29 protein-coding genes and 2 tRNA genes are annotated in these 26447 nt (G+C 58.9%); 18 read left to right on the top strand and 13 right to left on the bottom strand.

The window, feature by feature from the left end:
• Positions 1-5: 5 nt before the first annotated feature.
• From J2741_RS05835 to J2741_RS05825, 3 genes are read left to right on the top strand one after another with little or no spacing between them, the layout of a single operon-like run.
• Positions 6-1580 (top strand): bifunctional N(6)-L-threonylcarbamoyladenine synthase/serine/threonine protein kinase, encoded by a 1575-nt coding sequence (locus J2741_RS05835; RefSeq protein ID WP_209674061.1) that lies wholly within the window; start codon positions 6-8, stop codon positions 1578-1580.
• On the top strand, positions 1577-2137 hold the full coding sequence (gene rdgB / locus J2741_RS05830) for an RdgB/HAM1 family non-canonical purine NTP pyrophosphatase (RefSeq protein ID WP_209674060.1): 561 nt from the start codon (positions 1577-1579) through the stop codon (positions 2135-2137). Before J2741_RS05835 ends, rdgB begins: the two co-directional genes overlap by 4 nt.
• A 53-nt stretch (positions 2138-2190) precedes the next feature.
• On the top strand, positions 2191-2337 hold the full coding sequence (locus J2741_RS05825) for a 50S ribosomal protein L40e (RefSeq protein WP_209674059.1): 147 nt from the start codon (positions 2191-2193) through the stop codon (positions 2335-2337).
• Positions 2338-2341: 4 nt separating this feature from the next.
• Here the strand turns inward: J2741_RS05825 and J2741_RS05820 are convergent, their stop codons facing one another.
• Positions 2342-2992: a putative phosphothreonine lyase domain-containing protein gene (locus J2741_RS05820; RefSeq protein ID WP_209674058.1), complete on the bottom strand. Its 651-nt coding sequence runs from the start codon at positions 2990-2992 to the stop codon at positions 2342-2344.
• Positions 2993-3039: 47 nt separating this feature from the next.
• On the bottom strand, positions 3040-3804 hold the full coding sequence (locus tag J2741_RS05815) for a sulfide-dependent adenosine diphosphate thiazole synthase (RefSeq protein WP_209675543.1): 765 nt from the start codon (positions 3802-3804) through the stop codon (positions 3040-3042).
• 258 nt (positions 3805-4062) lie between these two features.
• Here J2741_RS05815 and htpX point away from each other — a divergent pair, with 258 nt between their 5' ends.
• The 7 genes from htpX (at position 4063) to J2741_RS05780 (ending at position 8693) form a co-directional block, all read left to right on the top strand.
• A complete protein-coding gene (htpX, locus tag J2741_RS05810) occupies positions 4063-4938 on the top strand; it encodes a zinc metalloprotease HtpX (protein WP_209674057.1) in 876 nt (291 codons plus the stop codon).
• 140 nt (positions 4939-5078) lie between these two features.
• Positions 5079-5149 (top strand) — tRNA-Gly (locus J2741_RS05805).
• A 3-nt stretch (positions 5150-5152) separates the two neighbouring features.
• A tRNA-Val gene (locus J2741_RS05800) sits at positions 5153-5226 on the top strand.
• Between the two features lie 32 nt (positions 5227-5258).
• The gene (locus J2741_RS05795) at positions 5259-5711 is read left to right on the top strand and encodes a DUF1894 domain-containing protein (RefSeq protein WP_342452238.1); all 453 of its coding nucleotides are present in this window, start codon (positions 5259-5261) and stop codon (positions 5709-5711) included.
• A 58-nt stretch (positions 5712-5769) separates the two neighbouring features.
• Positions 5770-6423, top strand: coding sequence for a MarC family protein (locus J2741_RS05790; RefSeq protein WP_209674056.1), 654 nt, complete (start codon positions 5770-5772; stop codon positions 6421-6423).
• 268 nt (positions 6424-6691) lie between these two features.
• Positions 6692-7501, top strand: coding sequence for a tetratricopeptide repeat protein (locus J2741_RS05785; protein ID WP_209674055.1), 810 nt, complete (start codon positions 6692-6694; stop codon positions 7499-7501).
• Positions 7502-7565: 64 nt separating this feature from the next.
• Positions 7566-8693, top strand: a complete 1128-nt coding sequence (locus J2741_RS05780; protein WP_342452237.1) for a TIGR04084 family radical SAM/SPASM domain-containing protein — start codon at positions 7566-7568, stop codon at positions 8691-8693.
• A gap of 181 nt (positions 8694-8874) precedes the next feature.
• On the opposite strand, the gene J2741_RS05775 is transcribed toward J2741_RS05780, so the two are convergent.
• A complete protein-coding gene (locus tag J2741_RS05775) occupies positions 8875-9471 on the bottom strand; it encodes a YIP1 family protein (RefSeq protein ID WP_209674053.1) in 597 nt (198 codons plus the stop codon).
• Between the two features lie 209 nt (positions 9472-9680).
• Between J2741_RS05775 and J2741_RS05770 the strand changes: the two genes are divergently transcribed.
• Positions 9681-10526, top strand: coding sequence for a GNAT family N-acetyltransferase (locus J2741_RS05770; protein ID WP_209674052.1), 846 nt, complete (start codon positions 9681-9683; stop codon positions 10524-10526).
• Between the two features lie 4 nt (positions 10527-10530).
• On the opposite strand, the gene rlmH is transcribed toward J2741_RS05770, so the two are convergent.
• On the bottom strand, positions 10531-11019 hold the full coding sequence (gene rlmH / locus J2741_RS05765) for a 23S rRNA (pseudouridine(1915)-N(3))-methyltransferase RlmH (RefSeq protein WP_245249424.1): 489 nt from the start codon (positions 11017-11019) through the stop codon (positions 10531-10533).
• A gap of 303 nt (positions 11020-11322) precedes the next feature.
• On the opposite strand from rlmH, the gene J2741_RS05760 reads away from it, so the two are divergent.
• From J2741_RS05760 to J2741_RS05745, 4 genes are all read left to right on the top strand, one after another.
• Positions 11323-11799: a hypothetical protein gene (locus tag J2741_RS05760; protein ID WP_209674051.1), complete on the top strand. Its 477-nt coding sequence runs from the start codon at positions 11323-11325 to the stop codon at positions 11797-11799.
• A gap of 228 nt (positions 11800-12027) precedes the next feature.
• A complete protein-coding gene (locus J2741_RS05755; protein ID WP_209674050.1) occupies positions 12028-12381 on the top strand; it encodes a hypothetical protein in 354 nt (117 codons plus the stop codon).
• Between the two features lie 286 nt (positions 12382-12667).
• Positions 12668-13153 carry a cation:proton antiporter regulatory subunit gene (locus J2741_RS05750; protein ID WP_209674049.1) on the top strand — a complete coding sequence of 162 codons (486 nt, stop codon included), beginning with the start codon at positions 12668-12670 and terminating at the stop codon, positions 13151-13153.
• Positions 13153-14313 carry a cation:proton antiporter gene (locus tag J2741_RS05745; protein WP_209674048.1) on the top strand — a complete coding sequence of 387 codons (1161 nt, stop codon included), beginning with the start codon at positions 13153-13155 and terminating at the stop codon, positions 14311-14313. Before J2741_RS05750 ends, J2741_RS05745 begins: the two co-directional genes overlap by 1 nt.
• Before the next feature lie 8 nt (positions 14314-14321).
• On the opposite strand, the gene sepS is transcribed toward J2741_RS05745, so the two are convergent.
• From sepS to J2741_RS05700, 9 genes are read right to left on the bottom strand one after another with little or no spacing between them, the layout of a single operon-like run.
• Positions 14322-15902: an O-phosphoserine--tRNA ligase gene (sepS, locus tag J2741_RS05740; RefSeq protein ID WP_209674047.1), complete on the bottom strand. Its 1581-nt coding sequence runs from the start codon at positions 15900-15902 to the stop codon at positions 14322-14324.
• Positions 15899-16792 carry a 4-demethylwyosine synthase TYW1 gene (gene twy1 / locus J2741_RS05735; RefSeq protein WP_209674046.1) on the bottom strand — a complete coding sequence of 298 codons (894 nt, stop codon included), beginning with the start codon at positions 16790-16792 and terminating at the stop codon, positions 15899-15901. The genes sepS and twy1 overlap by 4 nt, the downstream gene beginning before the upstream one ends.
• Positions 16773-18437, bottom strand: coding sequence for an arginine--tRNA ligase (gene argS, locus J2741_RS05730; protein WP_209675537.1), 1665 nt, complete (start codon positions 18435-18437; stop codon positions 16773-16775). The genes twy1 and argS overlap by 20 nt, the downstream gene beginning before the upstream one ends.
• Positions 18437-19711 carry a peptide chain release factor aRF-1 gene (gene prf1 / locus J2741_RS05725; protein ID WP_209674045.1) on the bottom strand — a complete coding sequence of 425 codons (1275 nt, stop codon included), beginning with the start codon at positions 19709-19711 and terminating at the stop codon, positions 18437-18439. The genes argS and prf1 overlap by 1 nt, the downstream gene beginning before the upstream one ends.
• A gap of 34 nt (positions 19712-19745) precedes the next feature.
• Positions 19746-20639 (bottom strand): alpha/beta hydrolase, encoded by an 894-nt coding sequence (locus J2741_RS05720; protein WP_209674044.1) that lies wholly within the window; start codon positions 20637-20639, stop codon positions 19746-19748.
• The gene (locus tag J2741_RS05715) at positions 20636-21142 is read right to left on the bottom strand and encodes an NUDIX hydrolase (protein ID WP_209674043.1); all 507 of its coding nucleotides are present in this window, start codon (positions 21140-21142) and stop codon (positions 20636-20638) included. The genes J2741_RS05720 and J2741_RS05715 overlap by 4 nt, the downstream gene beginning before the upstream one ends.
• Positions 21142-21810, bottom strand: a complete 669-nt coding sequence (queC, locus tag J2741_RS05710; protein ID WP_209674042.1) for a 7-cyano-7-deazaguanine synthase QueC — start codon at positions 21808-21810, stop codon at positions 21142-21144. Before queC ends, J2741_RS05715 begins: the two co-directional genes overlap by 1 nt.
• Positions 21810-22418: a 7-carboxy-7-deazaguanine synthase QueE gene (locus J2741_RS05705; protein ID WP_209674041.1), complete on the bottom strand. Its 609-nt coding sequence runs from the start codon at positions 22416-22418 to the stop codon at positions 21810-21812. Before J2741_RS05705 ends, queC begins: the two co-directional genes overlap by 1 nt.
• A complete protein-coding gene (locus J2741_RS05700) occupies positions 22415-22819 on the bottom strand; it encodes a 6-carboxytetrahydropterin synthase (protein WP_209674040.1) in 405 nt (134 codons plus the stop codon). Before J2741_RS05700 ends, J2741_RS05705 begins: the two co-directional genes overlap by 4 nt.
• A 168-nt stretch (positions 22820-22987) precedes the next feature.
• Here J2741_RS05700 and J2741_RS05695 point away from each other — a divergent pair, with 168 nt between their 5' ends.
• The 3 genes from J2741_RS05695 to J2741_RS05685 are packed head-to-tail and all read left to right on the top strand — an operon-like array spanning position 22988 to position 26226.
• Positions 22988-23416 carry a 30S ribosomal protein S12 gene (locus J2741_RS05695; RefSeq protein ID WP_209674039.1) on the top strand — a complete coding sequence of 143 codons (429 nt, stop codon included), beginning with the start codon at positions 22988-22990 and terminating at the stop codon, positions 23414-23416.
• Positions 23417-23422: 6 nt separating this feature from the next.
• On the top strand, positions 23423-24004 hold the full coding sequence (locus tag J2741_RS05690) for a 30S ribosomal protein S7 (protein WP_209674038.1): 582 nt from the start codon (positions 23423-23425) through the stop codon (positions 24002-24004).
• A gap of 29 nt (positions 24005-24033) precedes the next feature.
• Positions 24034-26226: an elongation factor EF-2 gene (locus J2741_RS05685; protein WP_209674037.1), complete on the top strand. Its 2193-nt coding sequence runs from the start codon at positions 24034-24036 to the stop codon at positions 26224-26226.
• The last annotated feature ends 221 nt before the right edge of the window (positions 26227-26447 follow it).

Below are 26447 nucleotides of genomic sequence, written 5' to 3'. Positions count from 1 at the left end.
ATTGAATGCCTGTTTTTGGGCAGATACTGGGGATTGAGGGGACTGCCTGGAACCTCAGCGCCGCTCTTTTTGATACCGATCTTATCGCGCTGTATTCGAAGCCTTACCAGCCACCCCACGGGGGTATCCACCCCCGGGAGGCCGCCCAGGCCCATGCAACCGAGATGAAGGGGGTGATCTCCCGCGTGATCGGGGACTCCTCCCTCATTACCGGGGTGGCCTTTTCCCAGGGCCCGGGTCTCGGGCCCTGCCTGCGGACCGTGGCAACCGCGGCGCGGTCGCTGGCCCTCGCGCTCGGGGTTCCTCTCGTGGGGGTGAACCACTGCGTGGCTCACGTGGAGATCGGCCGGTTCGCGACGGGGTGCGAGGATCCTATCGTGCTCTATGCATCGGGAGCGAACACCCAGGTGATCGGGTACCTCAACCGGAGGTACCGCATCTTCGGCGAGACGCTCGATATCGGGATCGGGAACGCGCTCGACAAGTTCGCCCGGAGTAAGGACCTCCCCCATCCCGGCGGGCCGAAGATCGAGGAACTCGCCCGTGACGGGCGCTACATCGACCTTCCTTACACGGTGAAGGGGATGGACCTCGCCTTCTCCGGCCTGGTAAGCGCTGCACGGGAAACCGGTGCCAGGCTCGAGGACGTCTGTTTCAGCCTCCAGGAGACTGCCTTTGCCATGTGCGTGGAGGTCACCGAGAGAGCATTGGCCCATACAGGGAAGGACGAGGTCATGCTGGTCGGGGGGGTGGGAGCGAACTCCCGGCTGCAGGAGATGCTCGCGACGATGTGCGAAGAGCGGGGGGCATCGTTCCACGTCCCTCCCAGGAAGTACCTGGGGGACAACGGGGCCATGATCGCCTACACGGGAAAGATCATGCTGGAGAGCGGGTATACGCTCGAGCTCGCGGACTCCCAGGTCGACCCATCGTTCCGGTCGGACCAGGTGGAAGTGACCTGGAGGAGGGATGTCCCTGAGAAGGAACACCGACCCGCACTCGACTTGATGACCGAGGCGAGGGGGGCCGAAGCCGTGGTCGCCCTCACCCCGGACGAGGCGATCAAGACCCGGGTGTCGAAGGGCTACCGGGTTCCCGGGCTCGATTCGAGGTTGATCACCGAGCGGACCCGGGCGGAGGCCCGGCTTATCGCCATGGCCCGGAGGGCCGGGGTGCCGACGCCGCTTATCCGGGACGTCCGTGCGGACACCATCGTCATGGAGCGGGTGAAGGGGACGCTCCTTCGAGATGCCCTGGAAGAGGACCACCTTGAAGAGACGGGAAAGACCGCAGGGAAGCTCCATGGAGCGGGGATCATTCACGGGGACCTGACCCCGAGCAATATTATCCTCCGCGGCGGCCGCTGCGTCCTGATCGATTTCGGACTGGCATACTATTCGAGCGAGGTCGAGTCCCGGGGGGTGGACGTCCACGTCCTGTTCCAGACCCTGGAGAGCACGACGGACGGATACCCTTCCCTGAAGGAGGCATTCTCCCGGGGCTACCGCGCCGCGTTTCCGGAAGCGGGGGCAGTTCTCGAACGGGAACTGGAGATCGAACGCCGGGGGAGGTACCTGTGAACCTTACCGTGGTTACCAGCAACCCCCACAAGGCGGAAGAAGTGGCGTCGTTCTTCGGCGGCACCCTTACCGTGACACATGTCGCACTGGAATGCCCCGAATACCGTGACGACGACGTAGGAAAGATCGCCATGCAGAAGGCGGAATTCGCCTGGTCCGCCCTGAAGACCCCCCTGATCGTGGATGATACCGCGTTTTCCATCAGTGCCCTGAATGATTTTCCCGGGCCCTATGCGGCCTACGTATTACGCACCCTCGGCAACCGGGGAATCCTCAAGCTCATGGAGGGGGAACCCGATCGGGATGCGAATTTCGAGACCGCTATCGCCTACGCGGACCATCGGGGGATCAGGGTCTTTAAAGGAAGGATCGAGGGACGAATCGTGGACCCGCGGGGGAGCTGCGGGTTCGGGTACGACCCGATCTTCGAGTGGAAAGGGAAAACCCTGGCGGAACTCCCGATAGAGGAAAAAAGCAGTATATCCCACAGGGCCAGGGCGCTCGGGGCTTTCAGGGACTGGTTCCTCTCCGGCGACCGGGAACGGGAAGATAGGTAACCGTTAATACTGAATATGACATTTTATATAAGACAGGAAAGTGGTGTATAAGAATGGCAAGATTCCCTGAAGCAGAAGCACGGACGTTGAATGTGAAGATCTGCATGCGCTGCAACGCCCGGAATGCGATGCGCGCGACCCGCTGCCGGAAGTGCGGGTACCAGAACCTTCGTCCCAAGAATAAAGAGCGCAAGGCCTGATCACTCAGGCACTATAGAACGTAACTTTTTTCCCTTTCTGGCTGTACTGGCCCTGGAATGTTTCGATGTTTCTCTTATAGCCGATGCGATCCACGAACCCGAGTCCTCTCAAACGTTCCCTGACCCTCATGACGTCCTCTTCGTCACGCCAGTCCGGGGTATAGACATAGATCACCTTCATATTGTCCCGGGAGTCGGGGTTCGGTTTTGCGGTGCTCACCTTCGCGGATATCCCGAGCTCACCACGCCAGGTGGCATCACGGACCTTCTTCCAGGCGTCGTCGACTTCCTCGGGGGGGAGGAAGATGAGCCATTTTCCCGCGAGTTCGTCCTGGATTGCCTCGGGGGCAACGCCGGGAGCGTCCTGGACGATCCAGTACATCTGCGTCGTCATGCTGGGAGTGACTCCTTCGCCCTCCCGGATAAGTCCATAGATGGTATCGGTGTCGGTAAAACGGGAAAGGAGGGCCTCCGCGAGCTGGGGGTACTCTCCCGAAAACCGGTCGAAGATCTGGTCGAACTGCATACGGAAGTCGGTGTTCCCCTCCACCAGCAGGTAGAGCGCCTCCCCCCGGGCCCGGAGCTCCTGGTTCAGCATCAGCTCGAACAGTCCGTATGCTACATCGGCCAGTGCATCCGGCTCGACATCGCTCATGTGTACTGAATTGAAGGAATCGGCAAAAAAAGGTTATGTTTGAAGAATCAGCCGCGAAGCTGTTCAAGAACGATGGAAGCGGCCTTCTCGCCAGAGAGAAGCATGCCCCCGAAGACCGGCCCCATCCGGTTCTCGCCCGAGACCGCATTGGCCGCCATCCCGGTGACGATCAGACCCGGGTAGACCTCCCTCGTATGGGCAAGGATCCTGGACTCGGCGCGATCGGCCCACATGAAGCCTTCACCCTTCACTTCGAGCCCTTTCCCCTTCTTTGCCACCAGTCTCGCCACTACCGCGTCGTGGCCGGTCGCGTCGACGGCATAACGGCAGCCGAGGGTAAGAGGATCGACGTGCAAACCCCCCATCTCGACAGCAGTCCAGTTGATCACAAGACCGCTTACTCTGCCGTCATCCTTGATCATCACGTCTTCCACCGAGGTGAGGTTAAAAAACTCGGCACCGGCCTCGCAAGCCGCGGCGGTAAGTTTCGAGACCGATTCGACCGAGGAGGCGACGTAGTATCCCTCATCATACCTCCTGGAGCGTATCCCGAAAAGGTCCAGCAGTCTCTTCGCCTCTTCCTGGACAACGATCCGGGGAAACATCATTCCACCGCCCCACATTCCACCACCGATGGAGAGCTTCTTCTCTATGACTCCCACCTTGAGTCCCTCTTTCCCAAGGAGGGCGGCGGCGGCCAGGCCCGAAGGTCCCCCTCCCACCACCGCCACATCCATCTCCATATAGTCGAGGAGCAGGTCCATCTGGGTGGCAACGATGGCCCTGCTAATGGTAATCTCGTTCAGTTCCATCCGGATCACTTCCTAAGATCTTATTCCGGAACGGTATTATAGTGATTCCAAGTAGCCCCGGGCATACCCGCCGGTCCCGGCGGGAGTCTGCAGTGAGCAGTCATGACAGGCGGGGGCCGTTTTGCTCGCGCACCTCCCGGGCCGTGGGACACCAGGGTCCCAAACAGCCCCTGATTCCGGATTATTTTCCGTTATTTCCGGAATCCGGAATGGTATCGAGAGAATGTTTATCAGCCTGATCTCATATAGATCTAAATTATGAAATGGAAGCGCGACTGGGGCCTCACCATGAGGATCTGGCTCACAATGTTCCTGCTCTTCCTGGTGTACCTCGTGTTCATCGCAGTCCTGGCGTACCTGGGGCTGGGGCTGCCGTTCCTCATCGGGATTGTATTCGTACTGGCGTTTGTACAGTATTTCTTCTCGGACAAGCTGGTACTCTGGAGCACGCGGGCGAGAGTCGTAGCACCCGACGAATACCCTGAACTCCACCGGATGGTGGAACGGCTTGCCGGCGAGGCAGGTATCCCTAAACCCCGGGTAGCAGTCATGCAGAGCCCGGTCCCGAACGCATTCGCGACCGGCAGGAGCCCGAAGCACGCGGTGGTCGCGGTCACCGACTCTATCCTCAGGCTCCTCTCGCCCCGGGAGCTCGAAGCCGTGCTCGCACACGAACTCTCCCACGTGAAGAACCGGGATGTGCTCACCCTCACCCTGGCCAGTTTCCTGGCCATGCTCGCCGCCCTGATCATGAACAATTTCATCTTCGCGGCGATGTTCTCCCGTGAACGCGACAGCCCGTGGATCATTGCGGGTATCGTGGCCATCATCGTGTACTTCGTCAGTCAGCTGCTCATACTGGCCCTCTCGCGCTACCGTGAGTTCGCGGCGGACAGGGGAAGCGCCTATATCACCCGGAGCCCGAGGGACCTCATCACCGCCCTGCAGAAGATCTCGAACAAGATGGATTACGTCCCCCCGCAGGCCAAGCAGCAGGTCGAGACGGCGAATGCCTTCTTCATCATCCCGGCGCTCTCGGGGAGGACGCTCATGGAGCTCTTCTCCACCCACCCGCCGCTCGAGAAGAGAATCGCGAACCTGGAAAAAGTCGAGCTTGAACTGCGGGGTTACTGATTCCGGGGGGAGTAACCCGCCCCCTTTTTTATTTTTTTCCGTGCCGTCCCTGCGATGTATGCCTGCCACCGGATCCGGCACTCCTGAGGGCAATGAGAAAGTAATAATAGATCTCTTCGCCAAATTATCAAGGCACATTCGCATCGATGGTCTAGTGGCATGACTTAGGCCTTCCAAGCCTATAGCCCGGGTTCAATTCCCGGTCGATGCATTTGGGCTCGTGGTCTAGCTGGTCATGACGTCGCCTTCACACGGCGAAGATCTCGTGTTCGAATCACGACGAGCCCATCATCTGTTTTTCCGGAACCTGTTAGGCTTATGTGAACGTACCGCACATCGGGTACGAGCCCGAAGGGAACGACACGATGGTATTCCGCTGTATCAACAACCTTGGCGACAGGTTTGCCATAAAAGACGGCACTCCGGAGGAGGTGAACCGCTATATCAGGACTCATTGCAGCGAATTCGTGGAGATCCCCCCGGACGTCGTGATCTTTCGTGAGACCAGGATCAGCCTCGCCTGCCCTATGCTGGTCGGTCTGGATGAAAAATCCGGGAAAATCTATCTCCCGTTCTCCAAACGGTGCATGGGGACATTCCTCGTCGAGATCGATGCCAGGAAGGAAGAATTCTCTTTCTTCCGGGACCAGGTCGGACGCATAGAAGAGTCCCTGGATGCCGGTTGCGGACCCGGCCGCTCTTCCCCGGAGAAGGTTGCCGGGGCACCCGAAAAGAATATCAAAAGGGTTGGCAGGACCTCCGGGTCAAAATAGTTAAGTAATCTCCGCAGGGAAAGATACTCGTCCACCGGGAAGTGAGAGTGGAGAGCATATGGCCGATCTCATCGCAGACCTTGAATTTCTGGCACTGGCCGTGACCTCTGTCCTGGCGATCATGAACCCAGTAAGCACCGCGGCGGTCTATTCTGTGCTCACGGAGGAGACCCCGGAAGCGGACCGTATCAGGGTGATGAAATCCGCAATGAAACTCTCCCTGTTCGTCCTGATCTTTTTCGCCCTCACCGGACAGTTGATCTTTTCCATCCTGGGCCTGACGCTCCCGGCCTTCAAGATTGCCGGAGGGATACTGCTGGTGGGGGTAGCGTTCTCCATGCTTAACCCGAAAATTACAGAGTACTCCGCGGACCAGCTCGAGAATATCGCGGTGGTCCCCCTCGCGTTTCCGCTCACCTGCGGGGCAGGGACGATCACCACGGTGATCCTCCTTACCTCGGAGGCCACGAATGTCCCCCAGCTGGTGTCCGTGTACGTGGCGGTGATATTCGCCATCATCGTCTCGTACCTGGCGATGAGCTATTCGCATCTCCTGTTCAGGTTCGTCGGTCACCACGAGATGAAGGTCATTCCCCGCCTGATGGCGGTCTTCGTCCTCGCGATCGCCGTCCAGTTCATCATCAACGGTACGGGGGAGGCGCTCCCGCAGATCCTCTCCGCAGGTTTTCCTTCTCTTGCCGGCATGAAATAATCCCGGTTCTTGGATTGTATTACCCACGCCCGTCGTCCTTCCCATAAGAGCGTTTGATCTCCAAGGACGAGGCGGGGGACATCCGAAAAGGGAAATGCAAATAAAAAAATCATGGAAAATGGGGCGACATGCGAAATTCCGGTCAGATACGGATACCGCAATAGGAACCTTCGACAGGATAATATTTCTTGAGCACCGAAGCTTAACCTGAGAACTTTAAATGCCAGGATTGTGTATTTCCCGCGGCGCGAGAATTTTATCAGTTTTTATGGTGGTGCTCCTCGCGGGAACCATGGTGATGCCTGTCGCAGCCACGACCCAGATGGAAGAGTCCGTCACCCTGGTCCAGACCGGGAACGACCTGCTGGTCCAGGGGAGGTACGGGGATGCCCTGATCGCGTTCGACAGTGCGATCGAGAAGGACCCGTACAGCAGCCTGGCATGGAACGGGAGAGGTATGGCGCTCCTGAAGATGGGTGCGGTCAAAGGAGCCCCGGAAGCCTTCAAGAAAGCGGTGGAGATTGACCCCTATTATGTGACCGCCTGGGATAACCTCGGGGATTCGTACACCTACCTGGGCAGCTGTAACGATGCGATCGACGCCTATGACAGGGCGATAGCGATCAATCCGAACGATCTTTATGCAATGGTCCATAAAGGGATGTGTCTCCAGGAACTGGGAAAACCCGACGAGGCCATGCAGCTCTATGGGGATGTCGTCAGGCTCGCTGATTACGAGGTCCGGAAACACCCTAACGACGCCCGCTATGATGCCCGGATATGGGCGAACAAGGGGGATGCTCTCTACCGTCTTGGCCGGTACCAGGAAGCGATGGATGCGTACTCGGTGGCTCTTCAGATCAACCCCAAGATGGAACAGGCACTCAGCGGCAGGAAAGCGGTAGAGACGGTGTTCAAGGTGCCGTCCCAGACCCCCGGAGGGGTTCCGCCTCCGCTGGAGTCGCTTACCCCTACCCCCTCGCCGACCCCCTCTGCGCCGGTCTCCTGCCTGCCGGTATGCGGTGCGTTAGGTATTCTTCTCCTCATATACTGCCGGAGGACCGGGAAATACCGGTAGTCCGCAGCAGCCGGGGTCGTCCTGCCGACCTCCCCCGTGCAGGGCACCCACCAGAAACCCGGGAGTGACCGTTTTGTTTTATCACCTGATCCTGACCGATTCGTGCAATCTGTGCTGTTCGTATTGCAGGGGAAAGGCATTCGCGCTCGAGGATGAAAGCCCCGGCGCCGTGGATGTTGATATCGGGCTTCCGCCGGACTTCGATCTCGACCTCGGAATTCTTTTCAGGTTCCTTGGGAAGGACCCGGACGCCGTGCTGACCTTTTACGGAGGAGAGCCGCTTCTCCGGGACGACCTGGTCCGGCAGATCATGGACCGCGCCCCGGTGAAGCGGTATATGATCCAGACGAACGGCCTCCGGCTCGACCGGCTCGGGCCGGAGTATCTCATGAGGTTCGAGACAATTTTGGTCTCACTGGACGGATCCCCCGACCTTACCGACCGTAACAGGGGCGAGGGGGTCTACCGGCGGGTAATGCGGAACGTCCAGGCGCTCCGTGACTGCGGCGCTCAGGGTGAACTTATCGCCCGGATGACCGTGACCGAGACGACCGATATCCACCGGGAGGTGCAGTTCCTCGCGGACAACAACGATTATTCGTTCGGTTCGATCCACTGGCAGATCGATGCCAATTTCTGGGCGGATTACCGTCAACGTAGCTTCCGCGAATGGGTGGAGACGAGTTACAACCCGGGGATACGACTGCTCGTCCGGGAATGGGTGGAAAGGATGCAGGATGAAGGAAGTGTGCAGAAATGGTACCCGTTTCTCGGGACCGTCCGTGACCTCCTGGCGGATCGTCCCTCCCCCCTGCGGTGCGGAGCCGGGCATTCCAACTACACGATCCTTACCGACGGGCATATCGTCCCGTGCCCGGTGATGATAGGGATGAAGAAGTACTACCTTGGACATGTCGCCGTGTCGGACCCCCGGGACCTTCCCCGTTTCGAATACGACCGGAATTGTGAAGGGTGCGGGATCTCCTCGTTCTGCGGGGGGAGGTGCCTTTACGCAAACCTGGTGAACCCCTGGCCGCCGGACCACCGTAAAATCGTCTGCAGCACCGTGCAGAACCTCCATGATGCCCTGCGCACCGAGATCCCCAGAATTAAGGAACTTATCTCCGGGGGGGTCCTGCGGGAAGAGGATTTCCAGTATACCCGGTACAACGGTTGCGAGATAATCCCCTGATTCGGGGTAATGGATATCCGACCATCGCCGTTTGCACCTGATCGACCCTTTCCGGAAACCCGCCCGGATACACCTGCGATGCATTGCCGTGTTCGCCCGGTTCTTTCACAGGGGCAGGGGCCCGTTTATCTCCCGCATCCGTGCTGAAATATTCGGCCCCGGGGCCCAGGGAGAAAAAAGGTCAGAATGCCGGCCCCGAGCCGTATATCGGACCAAGGGGGGTGACAGAGATCAGGGTGGCGATGAAATACATCGCAATGAGGATAAGGACAATGATAACAATGGCAATCGCAATAACGACCGCGGCGATTGCTTTTGCCGTGGAGATCTCCTGCAGTTCCCGTACGCCGAGGATCCAGAGCACGAAACTCCAGACAATCCCGATGATACTCACAAACGGTATCCAGCCCAGCAGGAGGTACGGCGTATTCCCGTAATACACCGCATTGACGGTCTGGAGTATCCCTTTCCTTCCGCCGAGGACATACACCCAGAGATGGAGCCAGAGCCCGAAGACAAACCAGAGCACGATGCTGACGACGATCGAATAGATGAAAACGAACGCGGGTAACATCGCCCCTATTGGGCCGGGCAGTCCGAGGAACATTCCGGCGGCTCCGATTATTGCGGCGATAACCGTGGACAGAGCCGCGTAAATGATGACCAGGATGATATAGTAGGTAAAGGAGGTGCCGAAACTGTCCCCCCTGGACTTCCGGAACGCTTCGACCGGGTTTTGCAGAAATCCCCTGACCCTGTCGATGAAATCTGTTGTCATATCCCTACCTCATCGCACCGGCTTAAAAAATAATCGCCGGGATTTCAGGTTCTTCCCTTGAACAGGGGAGAAACCAGGAATTCTGACGGAGAAATTGCCGTTGCACGCGGGCCGTGAATTCTCTCCCGGTACGCTGACATGCAGACACGGGCGGGCTTCTGTCCAATAACGAAGGCATATCAGAAGGAAGCCATCATTCCTGTACTGGCATGGAGAAATCGTATGAAGTACGGGTTATGAAACCCGGCGAGGTGGACCTTGCACTGTCGTGGGCCGAACAGGAGGGTTGGAACCCCGGGATCCACGACGGCGAATGTTTCTACCGGATCGATCCCTCGGGTTTTTTTATCGCCGAAACCGGCGGGAAGCCGGTGGCCACGGCGGTCGTGGCGAATTATTCCTCTGAATTCTCATTCGGCGGACTTTTCATCGTCCATCCTGAATACCGGGGAAAGGGCGCCGGAACCTGCATCTCCCGCCACGCAATGGCCCATGCAGGAACGCGGAACCTCGGGATCGACGGGGTGCTGGCCATGCAACCCAAATATGCAGAGAGGGACGGGTTTATCTTCGCGTACAGGAACAAGCGTTTTGAGGGGCGGGGCGGGGGAGATGTCCCGGAAGGCCTCGTACCCGGCAGGGAGGTTTCCTTCCGGGAGATCGACCGCTTCGACCGCGACCATTTCCCCGCTCCCCGCTCTCCATTTCTGGAAGCCTGGCTATCGCAGGCCGACAGCCGGACCCTGGTAGAGTTTGGAAAGGACGGAAGTGTTGCAGGGTTCGGGACAATCAGGACCTGTTTTTCCGGGTTCAAGATTGGACCCCTCTTTGCCGGAGGCCCGGAGGCGGCGGACAGGTTGTACCGGGGTCTGGCAGCATATGCACCCGGCCTCCCGGTCTTCCTCGACGTTCCCGAACCGAACCGTGACGGGATTCTGCTCGCCGCCCGCTACGGAATGGAACTGGTGTTCGAGACCGCGAGGATGTATACGCGGAATGTCCCCGACCTCCCCCTCCGGGAGATCTTCGGAGTGACGTCCTTTGAGATGGGGTGACCTGTCACTTATGGTAGGGCTGTCCGGTCTTAATCCGGAATGCCCGGTAGATTTGTTCAAGCAGGATCAACCGGCACATCTGGTGGGGAAACGTCATCCTGGAGAGCGAGAGGCGCACTTCCGCACGAGAAAGGACCTGGGGAGAAAGCCCGAGGCTCCCCCCGATCAGGAACGCTACCCTCCCTTTTCCCTCTATCTCGAGCGTGCCCAGGAACCCGGCAAGCTCCCCGCTCGTCCATTCTTCCCCGTCCGGGGTAAGGGCGACGGTGACTGCAGGCTCCCGCAACGCCGCGAGGATGCGTTCGCCCTCCCGTTCGAGGATCGTCCGCACCTCCGAAGGGGAAGCCCTCGGAGGGACCGCCACTTCTGAAATCTCCGCGATGGAAAGATCGGCATAGGGGCGTAATCTTTTGACATACTCCTGGATTCCCTCGAGCAGGTATGACTCCCTGATCTTCCCCGCGGCGACGATCTGGATCTGCATTGCGGTCATGGTACGTTATCCCTGACGTTGAAGGTATTCCCCGGGTGCGATGATACCACCGAACAGATCCTTCCACTTTCACCCCGCGCATGGCGTTCGTTTAAAAAGGGACTCATCGAGGTAATGAATAGGGAGGCAGAGGAAAACCCCCTCTTCCACAGGAACGCAACGGAAGATTCCGGCCTCCTGTCTGCAGCACCCAGACCTTGAATGGTTCAGGTAAACCCTGGCGAGGGTTTGCCACCCTCTTTTCGATCTGACACTCCAGGGAAAATGCTCCCTGGCAGCCATACCCATTATGTATTCTAAGGGGTGAACTTCTCAGCAGACATGATCGGGAAGAGACGTGTTCTCGCCGTGTGTGCACTGCTCCTGCTTATGGGCCTGATGGTCCAGACGGTATCCGCGGTGCTCCCGGTTCCGGGGTCGATCGATCGTCCGGGGCCGCGGATAGGCGGAGGTATAGGGTATTACCGGATCAATTGCAACGTGGATGGTGCCACCGTGTTCTTTGACGGGGTCTACCAGGGAATGATACGCCTGGGGATGCTGCTCGCCAGGGTGTATACCACCGGAACCCCGTACAGCACGATCGAGGTGACGGCAAAGGGCTACACTACCTACAACGAACCCCTCCCCGGCACGCCCCTTGCGGGAAAGATCCTTGACATCGACGTAGTGATGACCCCTGCCGACGGAGAATCGGGCGGGGGATCTTCCGAAACCCCCCAGGATACCGGAACGAAATTCCAGGAACTGAGGGACAGGCTCCTTTCGCGGTACCGTTAACGCGGGGCAGGAAAAACCCCGTCCTCTCTTTTCTTCTCCTGCGTGGATGCCCGGGGGAGTATCCTGAGCCGAGGGACCGGGTTTTTATGAAGGGATAGCGTCCATAAACCTTTTGTTACGTTTTTCCGGTGTAACAGAACGGATGTCCGTGTGCTCCGTGAAACCCGGGCGAAAACTTTTTTATGCCAGCCGCCACTTCACCTCGTATCCTTCGGGAGGAATTTCCGGATGCAGGCGAAGACGATTGACCTGATAAAAAAGTTCGAGAACGACCACGATGTCACCATCGACCCGCACGAGCAGGTGAACTGGTGGGACGTGACCGTGTGGATGACCAAAGTGGTGAAGAGCCCTCGCATATGGGGAAGGAAGTTCATCACCACCCCTACCGCGGGGGGAGAGGTCCTGGTGATCCGAAGTCCCCAGAGCAGCGAGATCTATACCCGGGAATCTTGGGGAAAGATCGATTCGTTCGATGCGTTCGTCGGGAAGGTGCTCGAGAGGATAACCAGCTCCCCCCTCGAGGAAGACGAGGAATGTGCGTGCGGGCTGAATGTACCGGAAGCAGGGAGACCCCGGTGAACACGGAAATCATCCCGCATCTTGTGTGATTACCTTTTCAGGACGCGATCAGATCAACGGGTTTAATTTCCTGAAATGTGCCCGGCCGGTCAGGAAAGCGCGATCGAGGGAACGGTCTTTGCGATCCCTTAATTGTTCGGCAATCCACGGTCGATTTTGGCTCCCGCGATCCTCGAACCGGTAGGGAAGCGTCTTTTTAAAATCTTCCTCATTTTAAAACGGTATCTCCTATAGATTCCCGGAATTTTAGGCAATATATTTCATATCAGGCAGCGAACCGGAAATTATGGGCCTTCGGTCGATAAATCTTCCCGGGATAGGGACCAAGTATGAACTGGAAACTGAGAAGAACGATCTGATCGCGATATTCTTTTTGAAAAGCGGCAACATCCAGATGTATACGCTCCCCCATGACACCCCTCAGCCAAGCGTGGTGGAGTTTTCACCGGGGGAGGCACGAAGGCTGGGGACCATACTCTCGGGGGCGATCATGGAGGCCGACCGGGAGAGTGTCGAGATCGCATTCTCGGCCCTGTCCGATCTCCGGATCAGCGTCCACACCTTCGTGTTCGGGAAGAAGATGGCCGGTAAAAGCCTGGAAGATCTCCAGGTGAGGGCAAAGACCGGGGTAACCATAATCGCCGTCTCCCGGGGAGACAAGAACGTAATTAACCCGCCTCCCAGTTTCGTGTTCCAGGCAGGGGATGCCGTGGTCGCGATAGGAGAGACGGACCAGCTGAAAAAGTTCGAGCGTGAAATACTGGTGGGGTAATGGAAGGCATCGTCCTTGCCTTATTCGTCTGCCTGATACTCGCGCTCATCACCAAGCGGCTTTCCCTCCCCTCGATACCTTTTTACATCCTGGCGGGGCTGCTCCTGGGCCAGAGCGGACTACAGCTGGTGGCTTCCGACGCGGTCTCCCAGTTCCTGACCCAGCTCGGGCTGCTCTTCCTGCTCTTCTTCCTGGGACTCGAGATCAAACCGGACCGTATCTGGCACAACCAGTCGGCAATACTCCAGAGCGGGTTAATAGACCTCCAGATCAACGGCCTCATAGGTTTTCTCGCCGCGTATGCGCTTGGATTCACCCTCTTTGACTCCATCATCGTCGCTGCGGCGTTCTTCATCAGCAGCACCGCGATGGCGGTCACCTCCCTGATAGAGAACAAGAAGCTCCTGATGAGGGAGTCGGAGACGATCGTCTGGCTGATGATCTTCGAGGATATTGTCCTGATAATCTTCCTGGCCTTCATCGGGACCACAACCGAGCACCCCCTGATAATCCTCGCCAAGATCCTTGTCGTGCTCGGGGCGATCATCGCCATCACCCATTACGGGAAACGGTATATCATATCAGTCCTTAAAAGGGACGACGAACTCCCCGTGCTCCTCACCTTCTCGGCCGTGCTGGGTATCGCCGCCCTCGCGGTGTCTATCGGGATCCCCGAATCCTTCATGGTCATCGCATTCGGGACGATCCTCGGCACCATCGATCCCATCGCGTTCGAGCTTCACTCACGCCCGTTCAAGGACGTGTTCCTGGTGGTCTTCTTTGTCTTCTTCGGGATCAGCGTCGATATCTTCGCAGGAGGGGTCTCGATCCTCGCGATCATCGCGGTGAGCCTGCTGGCAATAGGGAGTAAACTCCTCTCGGGGATCGCCATCGGGAAAGTCATACATAAGAGCTCATCTTCCGGTGTAGAGATATGGTCGAATACCATCGGAAGGGGAGAATTTTCCATTGCAATCGCGGCGTTGTACGGGTCTGCGGTGGTATCGGGCACCATCGCAGCGATGGTCATCGTCACCTCCATCGTGGGCGCGTTCGTCGCAAAATACAGCCAGAACCTGCAGGGTGCGATGCGGAAAATGAAAAAAGGGCCGCCGGCACCCGCCCTTCCGCAAGTCCCGGCCCCTGCGGAAGAAGCCTGAAAAAAAAATTATTCCAGGATGGAGCGGACGGTCAGGAAGACCGGCCCCCTCACGTCCACTTTCCTTTTATTGTCGGTGATGGACCGCATGGCATATTCTTCGATTCTCAGGTTGATGTCGCTCGGCAGCTTGGCCATCTTCACCTGGACGAGGACCGGGTTGCCGCAGCGTGCACCTTCCTCGATGCGTGATGCGGCGAGGGCCGCAACCGCCCCGAGGTAGGAGATCCCCGCGGGAACCCCCTTTTCCCGGACTTCTTTCCATTTCTCGTTGTCCGGGACGCCGAGCACCGATCCGTTGTACACAAAGAGTTCGTTTCCGCAGGCAGGTCCGCAGAGCCTGGCGTTCTCTTCAGGCTCTTCCACAAAGACCCGAAGCTCGCGCCCGGCAATCGCCCCCTCGAACGCGAGAAACGAGCAGGGACCAGTGGCGGAGCCATTCGTAGTCGCAGTCGTTGTGATCGCCTCTGCCAGCCGGAGACCCTCCGGGCTCCCCGGGTCTTCCCGGTAGTGGATCGCCCGGGCGATCTCCAGGTCCGAGAGCTCCCTGGGGAAAAACTGGGGGTGGGTGAGCTGGCGCACGTCCGAAGACTGGTAGGCGATCATCGCCAGCCGCTCGACTCCCATCCCCAGGTTCATCACCGGGATCCCGATCCCGTACTCTGAGAGGGCTGATGGCGAATAGAGCCCGAATGTCGCCACTTCTACCCAGCCGTGGACCGGATGGCGTGCGTAGACCTCGGTCTGGGTATCCGGCATGTAGTACTTGGAACGTTTTTCGTCGGGCCTGAACGAGAAATCCGTATACCCGAACGCGGAGAGCAGCGCATGGCTCACGGCTTTTCCGTCCTCGATGGTCACGTCCTCGCCCGCGACCACGCAGGACGCCGAGTGGTAGCTCATCAGTCTCGTCGGGCCTTCCTCCTGCTCCCTCCGGAAGCAACGGTCGATCGAGAACATGCGGATCGGCAGGGGGCTCCTGTCCCAGATCGCGGAGAGGGTCATGAACCACCCGCTGGTCATGTGGCTCCGCAGGGTGTTCCGTGAAGATTTCGGGGTGAGCTCCCGGAACGCCCGGAAGACCCGCTCGTAGATCTCTACCGTCAGTCCGTCGTCGATCCCCAGGGCCTCGGAGGTCGCGTGGACAAGGTCGTCGCCGTCGATCGCCGATTTCTTGTAGGACTGCAGGATCTCGCGGAGCCGGTCCTCTTCGTCCTTCGATACCGGCTTCCCGGTTATGGTCGCAATGCCCTCCAGCTCCTCCTTCCCGATCCCCTGGTTCGGCCGCTCCAGCCCCCCGAGATAAAACACCCTGTCGAGAACGGCGCTCGCTTCCGGCCCGAACTGACGGTAAATCTCCTGCTCCTCGACGATGAGAGGGTTCGATGCCTCATCGAACCCAATGGCGAGATAGACCTCCCTGAGCCGCTGCACCGTCTCGAAGACCGGGTGAGGGCGAGCCCTGCGATAGGCGAGGCGGGGGTAGTGTTCTTCCCCCCGTGCCGGGGTGAGGACGCCGGGGCCCTCGTGCCATGCCCGTTCGAAGTTCTCCCTGGAGAGATCCCTGAAATAGTTCACATCAAATCTCATGATTCCCGCTCCAGGCAGACCACCCTGCTCGCCCGGTTCTCATCCGCGACCCTGTAATCGCACTCTGCGGCGATCTGTCCGGCAAACGCCTTTACCTGCTCGTGCCCCGGCATATTATCCCTTTTCAAACGTTTTCTACTGTATCCGAGATACATATATCCCTTCACCTCTACGAACCGGGCTCCTGAGTCCTGGATCATCCTGGCATACTTTTCAGGGCTCTTGTTGTTTTCTCCTCCGACAAGGGTGACCCGGATCGCCGACCGTTTCGATCCCAGGAGTCCGAGACTCTCCATGAGCCTTTCCCATGAATCCTCTCTCGGTCTGCAGAGGGCACGGTAGGTATCGGGGTCGGGTGCGGCGAGGGAGACGTACAACTGGAACGGGTCGCACTGCTCCAGCACCCATGGGCGGGTCCCGTTGCTCACCAGGAACGTCGTGTATCCCCCGGCATTGAGCGCATGGATCAGGCCGGGGAGGGGTTCGTAAAGGGTCGGTTCCCCGGAGAGCGAGATCGCGACGTGCCGCGGTGCCAGCGCCTCGGCGAATTTTTCGTGTGCCACGTAGGGGGACACCTTATATCCCGACAGTGCCTTCTTCTGCAGCCGGGCGAGGGCCCCGATAATGAGCTCCGGGGGGCACTCCTCTTCCTCTGTCACCTCGTGCTCCATCGACCGCCAGCAGAACAGGCAGCGCTGGTTGCATCGGAGGGTAGGCGTCATCTGGACACAGCGGTGGCTCTCGATACCGTAAAACTGGTGCTTATAGCACTGGTCTCCACCTTTCAACGCCTTCTTGCACCAGAGGCAGGGTTTTACCGCGGCAGAGGAGCCGGGGAGGACGAACTGGTACCCCTGCCTCTTCAAGGCGTCACATGGTCCGGAGGGCATCGATCCCCAGGGTCCCGAGGGCTTCCTGCAGCGTGTTCTGCGTGGCCTTTACCAGGGTGAGCCTGCTCGCCCGGGTAATCCCCTCGCTCTTCAGCACCGGTTCGTAATGATAGAACGCGTTGAACAGATCGGCCAGGTCCCTGGCATAGGTTGCGAGCATATGGGGCTTGAGCTCCCCGGCGACCTTCTCCAGGACAAAGGGGAACCGGGCGATCTGTTTCGCGAGTGCTATCTCGCTCGGGCTCGCGAGCTCGAAGGCGGGCTCGAACGCTCCTGCTTTCTCGAGGATGCTGCAGGCACGGGCATGAGCATACTGAATGTACGGCCCGCTCTGCCGCTCGAAGTCGAGCGCTTCTTTCCAGTCGAAGACCGTGCTTTTCTCCGGGGATATTTTCACGATATCGTAGCGTATCGCGCTGATTGCCACAGATCTCGCGATCTGCTGCCGTTCCTCCTCGGGAAGTTCGGGGCGCCTTACGGTCACCTCATGGAATGCCCTGGCGGTCACCTCGTCCATCAGCTCGTCCGCCGAGACGAACTTCCCCGCCCGGGTGCTCATCGACCCTTCAGGCAGCGAAACGAACTCGAAGTAGACGATCTCGGGGTACTGCTCCCCGATAAGTCTGAGGGTTGCGATCAGCTGCCCCCCGATAAGCTTGTGATCCGCTCCGAGCACATCGATCATCCGCCCGAAGTTCCTCCCCTTCCAGATGTGATAAGCGAGGTCGCGGGCCGCATAGACCGAGGTCCCGTCGCTCCTCCGGAGCACATACTCCTTCTCGTAGCCGGCCTCCGTGAGGTCGACCCAGAGCCGGTCGTCCTGGTGGACCTCCTTCATGTGGGAGATCCGGCCTAGCAGGCGGTCGGTATCCCCGTTCCGGACGAAATCGCTTTCCCATACGAACCTGTCGTGGCGCACGTTGAGCCGGGCCATGGTGACCTTGAAGCCGTCGAGACACTCGGTCACCGCCCCGCGGAACAGCCTGACGGTTGCCGGATCGCCCTTTTCCACCTGCTGCATGAGCCTGTCGACGGATGACACGATCTCCGGGTCCGCCTCCAGCGCCCGGTTGGCGGCGATATAGATCCGGGCCACGTGGTGGTCGCCCTTCTCATCCGGTGCGGGTTCGTTCGGGAGGTTCGTGAATCCCCAGGCCACGATGGCGATCTGCCGTCCCATGTCGTTCACGTAGTACTGCACCTCGAGCGCATGGCCGGCCTTGCGGAGGCACCGGGCAAGGGTATCTCCGATGATGGAGTTCCTGATATGTCCGACGTGGAGAGGACCGTTGGGGTTGGCGCTGGTATGCTCGAGCACCAGTCTCTCGGGGAGCGCCGGGAGATCGCCGTAGCCCGGTGCGAGCGCGTCCCTGACCGCCTGCCGGACATGGTCGTCCCCCAGCCTGAAGTTGAGGTACGGCCCGGCGGCTTCAACAGTGATGCCGTTCTTTGCGGCAAATTCCGAAAGCTGGTCTGCCAGTTCTTTCGCGATGGCTGCCGGTGCCTTCCGTCGTTCCTTTGCGAGCGCAAATGCCACGGGAGAGGCGAGATCCGCGTGTTCTCCCCCGTCGGTAAGCGCGATATCCAAAATGCCGGTCATCGAGCGCAGTTCACGCTCGATTGCCAGGTATACGTCCCTGTACATCATATCCCCGTCCTGTAACGAAGAATTGCGGCGATGCCCCCGAATGCGGTATAGAGCATGGACCCCTCCTCGAAGTCGTCCGAGATGATATCCACCCGGGCGTTGCTCTGGTCGGCGAGCAGGGTGAGTTCCTCGATGATGTCCACCTCCGTGTCGACCACCATAGGTCCGGTACACTTCCTGCAGTTGGTGGTCGCGAGGATATCCGACACGGTCTTCCCCGGCTCCATGGCAATGGTGCGTTCTTCGGAGTGCCCGCAGGCCTGGCACTTGATGGTGACACGTGATTTCCGGAGCCCGGAGGAGAGCAGGAGGACGTCGACCGACCCGAGCTCGAGGTTCTTCCTGACGCTGTCCTCACCGTACGCGGCGAGACCGTCGTCCTTGACCAGCTCCTTCAAAAACCGGTTCATGACGTCCTTCTCCTTCATCACCTCCACGCCCTTCAGCGCGTCCTTCGCAGCGTCGACCAGTTCCGCAAGCCCGCTCTCGTTGGTATACGCCACGTCGAAGAGCCCCAGGACCCGCTTCTGCACCTCGTGGTGGAGGTACTGTCCGGCCTCGAACTCCTCTTTCGTGGGGCTCGGGCCCCCGATGAGGACCCCCTTGAACCGCTCGAAGAAATCCTTCTCCGCGAGGAATGCCGCGCTCGAACGCTCCCCGATCTTTGTATAGAATTCGTTGATCGCGATCTCGCGTAGCCTCTGGAAACGGGCGCTCGACTGCCCGCCTTTCCTTTGTTTTCCCGGAACCGTGGAGGTCACCCCCGCAACGGGATCGATCCGGTTCCCCCGTAAAAAGCCCCAGAAGGCCTCCCTCCGGTCGAGGACGAGCAGGCCATAGACGCTCTTCTCTTCCAGCATTTCACGGAGAGGCTCCAGCTCGAAATTGGAGCTGCACCGGTACATGTAGAGGTTGAGGGGTTCGGGCGGGTCCACCACCGTGCACTGGAGATCGGACCGGTCACCGCCGAGCTCGATGGTCCCGCAGAAGATGGCCATCCCGTTCTCCGGGGGATTTTTGTAATATTTCAAACGGGAGAGGATCGAGGAGATGGCGCTCTGGACGTTCGTCCGGGTCTGCTTGCTCTTGATGTTGGCGCACTGCCCGAACTCGTCGCGGAGCTGGGCGGTAACGTCGTGGATCTGCTTATCCGGCGGGATGTAGATGGAGATCAGCTCCGTGCCGCTCCCCTGCTTCGCCTCGAGCTTCTCCAGCATTTTTTTGAATTCGTAGCGTTTCCTCGCGTCGTCCATCTCTGCCTGTTCGGTCATTTCCCCTCTCACCAGTATCTGAGCTTATATATGTTCATCCCTGAACGCCATAAATCTGAGTACATTCCCCAATGATCGCCCGGTCCACCTCTTCGTTGATCCCGTGGGTCCCGTTGAAGGCGACAAACCGGTGAGGAGGGAGCGAGAGGTTATAGAGCGCCTCTCCTTCCGAAAACGGGATTATCGGGTCGGCCTCTGCATGGAAGATACAGACCTCCCGCGGTGCGATCTTCTCTATATACAGGTCGGGGTCCACGGAGAGGAGGAACCGGCGGGCATCACCGTCGTACTGCATTCCGGCACGGCCGAATCCCGAGGTGGAGATACCGATAAAACCGGCATACCCGGGGTCAAGTGCCGCGGCGATCGCGGCGTACCTGCCGCCGTTGCTCTCTCCGATTGCATATACCGGGACCCCGTAGCGTTCCGAGAGGTACTGTTCGGCGTGAATCATATCACAGATCGAGAGATAGTACTCGGGCCACTCCCCCTTCTCGAACCGGGTAAAATCTGCATTAAAATCGAGCGGATAGCCCGGGGTTTCCCCCCCGTTCCCCCTGACGTCGAGCACCATGAACGCGTACCCCTCGCGGGCGTACATGAGTGCACGTGGGAGATGCCCTTCTTTCTTCACCCCCGCTCCGGGAGCGAGGACGAACGCGGCACGGGGGGTGCCCGGGGACGCGAGGAGGGCATAGACCGGGCCGTTATCGTCCGAAAAGACCAGCCTTTCGGTGACCACTCCACCCTCCTGTGAGGTGATATGCGAAGAGACCGAGGGCTCCCCGCAGGAGAGGGAAAGACCGCCGTCCTGTGCCACCGAATAACTCTTTTCCCCGGGCACCGGGCTGGTGCAGCCGGTGGAAATGACCAGCCCCGAAACAACCAGCGCCAGCAGGAGCAAAGGGGCGGCCGATCCCCGACTCATCTCCTCTCACCGAGACAGCGGTACACGAGGCAGATTGTCTTGGCGTCACTTATCCTGCCGTCGGTGATCATCGCGGCAATCTCGGCGAACGTCACCTTCACCACCTCTATGACCTCGTCCTCGTCCTGTTCGAATTCGCAGGACGGGGTGAGGTTGTGGGCCTCGAAGAGATAGATCCGTTCGTCGGTGAATCCGGGCGTGGTATAAATGAACCCCCGGGGGATGAGGGTTTCTGCCTGGAAGCCAGTCTCCTCGATCAGTTCCCGGTGAGCGGTATCGAGGGGGGACTCTCCGGGATCGAGCGTCCCGGCCGGGGCCTCGTAGATGAAATCCCCGACCGCGAAGCGGTACTGGCGGATGAGGTAGCACGAAGAGTCACCCCGTACCGGGAGGATCGCGACCGCGTCGCCGGGATGGACCACCACCCGGTCAACGACCTTTCCATCCGGGAGCGTAATCTCGCGTTTCTCTATTGAGAGCCGCGTCCCCCGGTAGATCTCCATTATCCCTCCCTGTAGGGGATGGGGTCGGCGATCCCGATCTCCGCGAACGCCTTCTTCCTGAAGTGGCAGGCCCCGCAGGTCCCGCATGCCTGCTCTTCGTCCTGGTAGCACGACCAGGTGAACCGGTAGGGGACTTCGAGTCCCGCCCCGATCCTGAGGATATCCGTCTTTGTAAGGTTGATAAAGGGGGTCATCAGCCGGATCCGGGTCTCATCCCTGGTGCCGACGTCGATCAGCTTCTGGAAAGTCTCGATAAACTGCGGGCGGCAGTCCGGGTACCCGCTGTAGTCCTGGGACTGCACCCCGATGAATATCGCCTCCGCACCCCTGGACTCCGCAAAACTGGTGGCGATCGAGAGGAGGTTCGCATTCCTGAACGGCACATAGGTATTGGGAATTCCCTCCCGGTCCTCGTCAAAGTCATCCACTGCCATGCGATGATCGGTGAGGCTGCTTCCGCCGAACATGGAGAGATAGCGAAGGTCGATCTCCCGCAGTTCTTCCACCGGGAGCAGACCGGCAATTTTCCGGGCACATTCCCCTTCCTTTCTCTCAGTACGCTGGCCGTAGTTGAAGTGCAGCGCGTATATGCCGTACCCCATGTCCTTTGCCACGTATGCGAGGGTGGTCGAGTCCATCCCCCCGGAGAGGAGGCATACCGCCCGCATCACGCCACCCCCAGGATCTTGTGCAGCTGGAGCTGCAGGCGGACGGGGAGGTCGGTTGCGAGGACGAATTCTGCGGGGATACGGTAATCCGACCCGTACACCGGTGAGATGAATATCTCCACCGGGATCGGGTGGGAGCGGATCACCTGTTCCGCGTAGGCACAATCGGAATAATCCGAGACTACGAACTTCACGCTGTCACCAGGTTTAAGGTGCGAGAGCAGCGAGAGATCGCTCGTCTCTCCCGAGGAAGGGCACTTCACGTCCATGCACACGGTCGCATACTCCTGGCACCTGCGGAAATCGACGGTTCCGTTGGTCTCGATCTCGATGGAGAACCCGTACTCGCGAAGCCGGGCAAGAAGGGGGAGCAGGTCGCTTCCCTGGAGGAGCGGCTCCCCCCCCGTGATGCATACCAGACGTCCGCGGAGCTCCACCGCACGGGAAAACAACTCTTCGGGAGTCATCTCCTCCCCTCCTTCCCTGGCGTATTCGGTGTCGCACCAGGAACATCGCAGGTTGCACCCGGCCATCCGTATAAAAGTGCAGGGCCGTCCCTGGCTCTTCCCCTCTCCCTGGATACTCCGGAACACCTCGCAGACCTTCATTCGACTGCCTCTGCCCAGCACGTCGGCGATTCCCAGACCCGGACCCTGGAAACCACCGCCTGTGAGCCCTGTTCCCGGCAATACTCCTGGATCATGTCCCTGATGAGCATTGCCAGCAGTTCGCTGCTGGGATCACCCGGGGTGGTGATGACCTCCTGGAACTGGCTTATGCACTCCACCATAGGATCGTCCCGGTTCAGGATGATCTGGTGGTCGAAATGGTCCACGATGTTTTTAATGGCATTGTAGTCCATAAGTATGAGGGAAGTATCGTCAACCGCCCCCTCGATCCAGACCTCCACTTTCCAGCGGTGTCCGTGGAGGTTTGCGCATTTCCCGCAGTAATGGAGCAGCCTATGGCTGGCATCAAAATGCGCCTCTTTGTAAATCCGGGAATTCATTGTACAGGATTTTGGCCGAGGGAGATATAATATTATTAGCCATGCGGTGCAACCTATACAAGCACACGTGGGTGAATCCACAACATATAAATCAATCACGCGCGTTCAGGCATGTCTCTCGCGAGCCATCTCTATCAAACGTGGTAAATGAGTCTATGAGGGTATTTCATGGGACAGGGAAAATTTGCAGCCAGAAAACTGAAGAATGACGCAAAAAAGTTCCGGTGGAGTGACATCAACTACGCCAGGCGTCAGACCGGACTGGATTTGAAATCCGACCCGCTCGAGGGGGCTCCCCAGGGCAGGGGGATCGTGCTGGAGAAGATCGGGGTGGAGGCCAAGCAGCCCAACTCCGCCATCCGCAAGTGCGTCAGGGTCCAGTTGATCAAGAACGGCCGCCAGGTCACTGCGTTTGCAGTGGGCGATGGTGCGATTAACTTCATCGATGAGCACGATGAGGTGGAGATCGAAGGGATCGGGGGCAGACTGGGCCGTTCCATGGGAGATATCCCCGGGGTCCGGTTCGTGGTCACCAAGGTGAACAACGTCTCGCTTCACGAACTTGTGATCGGGCGAAAGGAGAAACCGCGGAGGTAACGTATCATGGCAGAAGTAGAGACCGCAAAGCATCTCCTGTTCAACCGCTGGGACCTGTCCGAAGTCCAGATCACCGACCCCGGGCTCGTACGCTACGTCAACCTTGACCCTGTCATCGTACCCCATACCTTTGGAAAATTAACCCGTCAGGAGTTCAACAAGGCAAACATGATGATCGTCGAACGGCTGATCAACCGCCTGATGCAGACCGAGATGAACACCGGTAACAAGCAGCTGGCGATCCGTATCGTCCGTGATGCCTTCGAGATCATCTATAAGAAGACCAAGAAGAACCCGGTCCAGGTCCTTGTTGAGGCAGTGGCGAACACCGGACCGCGTGAAGAGACGGTAAGGCTCAAGTACGGCGGTATCAATGTCCCCAAGTCGGTGGACACTGCTCCCATCCGGAGGGTCAACTCGGCCCTTTACTTCATCTCCGAGGCGGTCCGCAAAGGGGCTCACAAGAGCAAAAAACCTGCGGCTAATTGTCTCGCGGACGAACTTATCGCGGCCTCCAAGGGCGACGTGAAGACGTACTCCGTGAACAAGAAGGAAGAACGCGAGCGGATCGCAAAATCCGCCCGATAAATAATTTTACTTTTTTGTGGTGTTTGGTAATGGCCAGAGGCAAAAAATCAATTGAAAGAGTAATCGAGCTCATGAGTGAGCCCGCACACATCCGGAACATCGGGATTGTGGCGCATATCGATCACGGGAAGACCACCCTCTCGGACAACCTGCTCGCGGGAGCGGGGATCATCAGCGAGGAACTTGCTGGGAAGCAGCTCTTCATGGACTCGGACGAGGAGGAGCAGGCCCGCGGGATCACCATCGACGCGAGCAACGTCTCGATGGTGCACGAGTACAACGGGCAGGAATACCTGATCAACATGATCGATACCCCGGGCCACGTGGACTTCGGGGGCGACGTGACCCGCGCGATGCGTGCGGTGGACGGAGCAGTCGTCCTGGTGGATGCAGTCGAGGGCACCATGCCCCAGACCGAGACGGTGCTCCGGCAGGCACTTAAAGAGGGTGTCCGCCCGATCCTGTTCATCAACAAGGTCGACCGGCTGATCAACGAGCTGAAAGTCGATGACATGGAGATGCAGATCCGTCTCGGCCGGGTTATCGACAAGGTCAACAAGCTTATCAAAGGGATGAACGAGGCCGCGTACGAGGGTGGATGGAAACTGGATGCCACCAAAGGGACCGTAGCATTCGGGTCGGCTCTCTATAACTGGGCGGTTTCGGTACCGTACATGCAGAAGTCGGGGGTCAACTTCAAGGAAGTGTACGACCGCTGCAAAGCAGGGGACATGAAGACCCTCGCGAAGAAGAGCCCCCTGAGCGAAGTCGTGCTCGACATGGTCGTCAGGCACCTTCCAAACCCCCTTGATGCCCAGAAGAGAAGGATCAAGATCATCTGGCATGGCGATGCCGAGAGCCCGGAAGGCAAATCGATGATGAACTGCGACCCCAACGGCCCGATCTCCATGATGGTCACCGACATCTCGTTCGACCCTCATGCGGGTGAGGTCGCCACCGGGCGGCTCTTCTCAGGACGTCTCAAGAGAGGTACCGAACTTTTCGTGATGGGCACCGCGAAAAGGGGCAACCGGCTCCAGCAGGTAGGGATCTTCATGGGCCCGACCAGGGTCGAGGTGGAGGAGCTTACCGCGGGGAACATCGCCGCGGTAACCGGGCTGAAGGATGCCATCGTAGGGTCTACCGTGACGAACCTCCTGGATATGACACCGTTCGAATCGCTGAAACACTACAGCGAACCGGTCATGACCGTGGCGGTGGAGGCGAAGAACATGAAGGACCTGCCCAAGCTCGTCGAGGTCCTCCGCCAGGTGGCAAAGGAAGACCCCACCCTCGTCGTGACCATCAACGAGGAGACCGGTGAGCACCTGATCAGCGGGATGGGCGAGTTGCATCTGGAGATCATTACCGGCCGTATCAAGCGTGACAAGGGTGTGGAGATCATTACCTCTGAGCCTATCGTGGTCTACCGTGAGACCGCCGTCATGAAGGCGGGACCGGTCGAGGGGAAGTCGCCCAACAGGCACAACAGGTTCTACATCGAGCTCGAACCCCTGCCGGAAGAGATCGTGAACCTGATCAAGGGCGGGGAGGTCTCCATGAACCAGGAAGCCCTCAAGCGGAGGGACACCCTCATGGCTGCCGGTATGGACAAGGACGAGTCCAAGAGTGTCAAGGACATCTATGGTACCAACATGTTCGTCGACATGACCAAGGGTATCCAGTACCTGAACGAGACCATGGAACTGATCATCGAAGGTCTTCACGAGGCCCTGGCGGGCGGCCCGCTCGCGGACGAGCCGGTACAGAACGTCAAGATCCGGCTGGTCGATGTCAAGCTCCACGAGGACGCAATCCACCGTGGCCCTGCGCAGGTAATTCCCGCGGTCCGTGCCGCAGTAAAGGCCGGGCTCCTTATGGCGGGAGACTCCCTGCTCGAGCCCATGCAGAAGATCTCGATCACGGTTCCCACCGACCAGATGGGCAGTGCGACCTCCCAGATCCAGGGCCGGAGAGGCCAGGTCTTCGACATGAACAGCGAGGGAGACACCATCACCGTGGTCGGCAAGGCCCCGGTGGCGGAACTCTTCGGGTTCGCCGGGGACATCCGGTCCGCGACCGAGGGAAGGGCCATGTGGAGCACCGAGTTCGCCGGGTTCGAACTTGTGCCCCAGGGCATGGTAAAGGAAGTTGTAACCGGTATCCGCAAGCGGAAGGGCTTGAAAGAGCAGATGCCCACTCCTGCGGATTACCTCGCATAAATCTTTTTTTTCGCTATTAGACAATTTTGCGTTCTTTTCTCGAGAATTACACAGGTTCAGAAGATATTTCCCGTCCTCTCGTGAACTTCAGGAACAGGTTCACTCGAAGATAAGACACTCTCATCGCCCTGCACCGTGCAACAGCGCCCCCTGGGGAATATCCGTGAGAATGTACCGAGCAGTTCAATGCAAGTGAGATTAAGACTAAAAATTATCGTGAT

Source organism: Methanolinea mesophila (assembly GCF_017873855.1).
GTDB classification, from domain to species: Archaea; Halobacteriota; Methanomicrobia; order Methanomicrobiales; family Methanospirillaceae; genus Methanolinea_B; species Methanolinea_B mesophila.
This window is presented reverse-complemented; position numbering and strand designations above follow the sequence as displayed.

Excerpts from the sequence above, each read along its gene's own strand:
- J2741_RS05835 (WP_209674061.1), top strand. The coding sequence starts at position 6 with ATGCCTGTTTTTGGGCAGATACTGGGGATTGAGGGGACTGCCTGGAAC.
- J2741_RS05825 (WP_209674059.1), top strand. The coding sequence starts at position 2,191 with ATGGCAAGATTCCCTGAAGCAGAAGCACGGACGTTGAATGTGAAGATC.
- J2741_RS05820 (WP_209674058.1), bottom strand. The coding sequence starts at position 2,992 with ATGAGCGATGTCGAGCCGGATGCACTGGCCGATGTAGCATACGGACTG.
- J2741_RS05815 (WP_209675543.1), bottom strand. The coding sequence starts at position 3,804 with ATGGAACTGAACGAGATTACCATTAGCAGGGCCATCGTTGCCACCCAG.
- htpX (WP_209674057.1), top strand. The coding sequence starts at position 4,063 with ATGAAATGGAAGCGCGACTGGGGCCTCACCATGAGGATCTGGCTCACA.
- J2741_RS05790 (WP_209674056.1), top strand. The coding sequence starts at position 5,770 with ATGGCCGATCTCATCGCAGACCTTGAATTTCTGGCACTGGCCGTGACC.
- J2741_RS05785 (WP_209674055.1), top strand. The coding sequence starts at position 6,692 with ATGGTGGTGCTCCTCGCGGGAACCATGGTGATGCCTGTCGCAGCCACG.
- J2741_RS05775 (WP_209674053.1), bottom strand. The coding sequence starts at position 9,471 with ATGACAACAGATTTCATCGACAGGGTCAGGGGATTTCTGCAAAACCCG.
- J2741_RS05770 (WP_209674052.1), top strand. The coding sequence starts at position 9,681 with ATGGAGAAATCGTATGAAGTACGGGTTATGAAACCCGGCGAGGTGGAC.
- rlmH (WP_245249424.1), bottom strand. The coding sequence starts at position 11,019 with ATGACCGCAATGCAGATCCAGATCGTCGCCGCGGGGAAGATCAGGGAG.
- J2741_RS05755 (WP_209674050.1), top strand. The coding sequence starts at position 12,028 with ATGCAGGCGAAGACGATTGACCTGATAAAAAAGTTCGAGAACGACCAC.
- J2741_RS05750 (WP_209674049.1), top strand. The coding sequence starts at position 12,668 with ATGGGCCTTCGGTCGATAAATCTTCCCGGGATAGGGACCAAGTATGAA.
- J2741_RS05745 (WP_209674048.1), top strand. The coding sequence starts at position 13,153 with ATGGAAGGCATCGTCCTTGCCTTATTCGTCTGCCTGATACTCGCGCTC.
- sepS (WP_209674047.1), bottom strand. The coding sequence starts at position 15,902 with ATGAGATTTGATGTGAACTATTTCAGGGATCTCTCCAGGGAGAACTTC.
- twy1 (WP_209674046.1), bottom strand. The coding sequence starts at position 16,792 with ATGCCCTCCGGACCATGTGACGCCTTGAAGAGGCAGGGGTACCAGTTC.
- argS (WP_209675537.1), bottom strand. The coding sequence starts at position 18,437 with ATGTACAGGGACGTATACCTGGCAATCGAGCGTGAACTGCGCTCGATG.
- prf1 (WP_209674045.1), bottom strand. The coding sequence starts at position 19,711 with ATGACCGAACAGGCAGAGATGGACGACGCGAGGAAACGCTACGAATTC.
- J2741_RS05720 (WP_209674044.1), bottom strand. The coding sequence starts at position 20,639 with ATGAGTCGGGGATCGGCCGCCCCTTTGCTCCTGCTGGCGCTGGTTGTT.
- J2741_RS05715 (WP_209674043.1), bottom strand. The coding sequence starts at position 21,142 with ATGGAGATCTACCGGGGGACGCGGCTCTCAATAGAGAAACGCGAGATT.
- queC (WP_209674042.1), bottom strand. The coding sequence starts at position 21,810 with ATGCGGGCGGTATGCCTCCTCTCCGGGGGGATGGACTCGACCACCCTC.
- J2741_RS05705 (WP_209674041.1), bottom strand. The coding sequence starts at position 22,418 with ATGAAGGTCTGCGAGGTGTTCCGGAGTATCCAGGGAGAGGGGAAGAGC.
- J2741_RS05700 (WP_209674040.1), bottom strand. The coding sequence starts at position 22,819 with ATGAATTCCCGGATTTACAAAGAGGCGCATTTTGATGCCAGCCATAGG.
- J2741_RS05695 (WP_209674039.1), top strand. The coding sequence starts at position 22,988 with ATGGGACAGGGAAAATTTGCAGCCAGAAAACTGAAGAATGACGCAAAA.
- J2741_RS05690 (WP_209674038.1), top strand. The coding sequence starts at position 23,423 with ATGGCAGAAGTAGAGACCGCAAAGCATCTCCTGTTCAACCGCTGGGAC.
- J2741_RS05685 (WP_209674037.1), top strand. The coding sequence starts at position 24,034 with ATGGCCAGAGGCAAAAAATCAATTGAAAGAGTAATCGAGCTCATGAGT.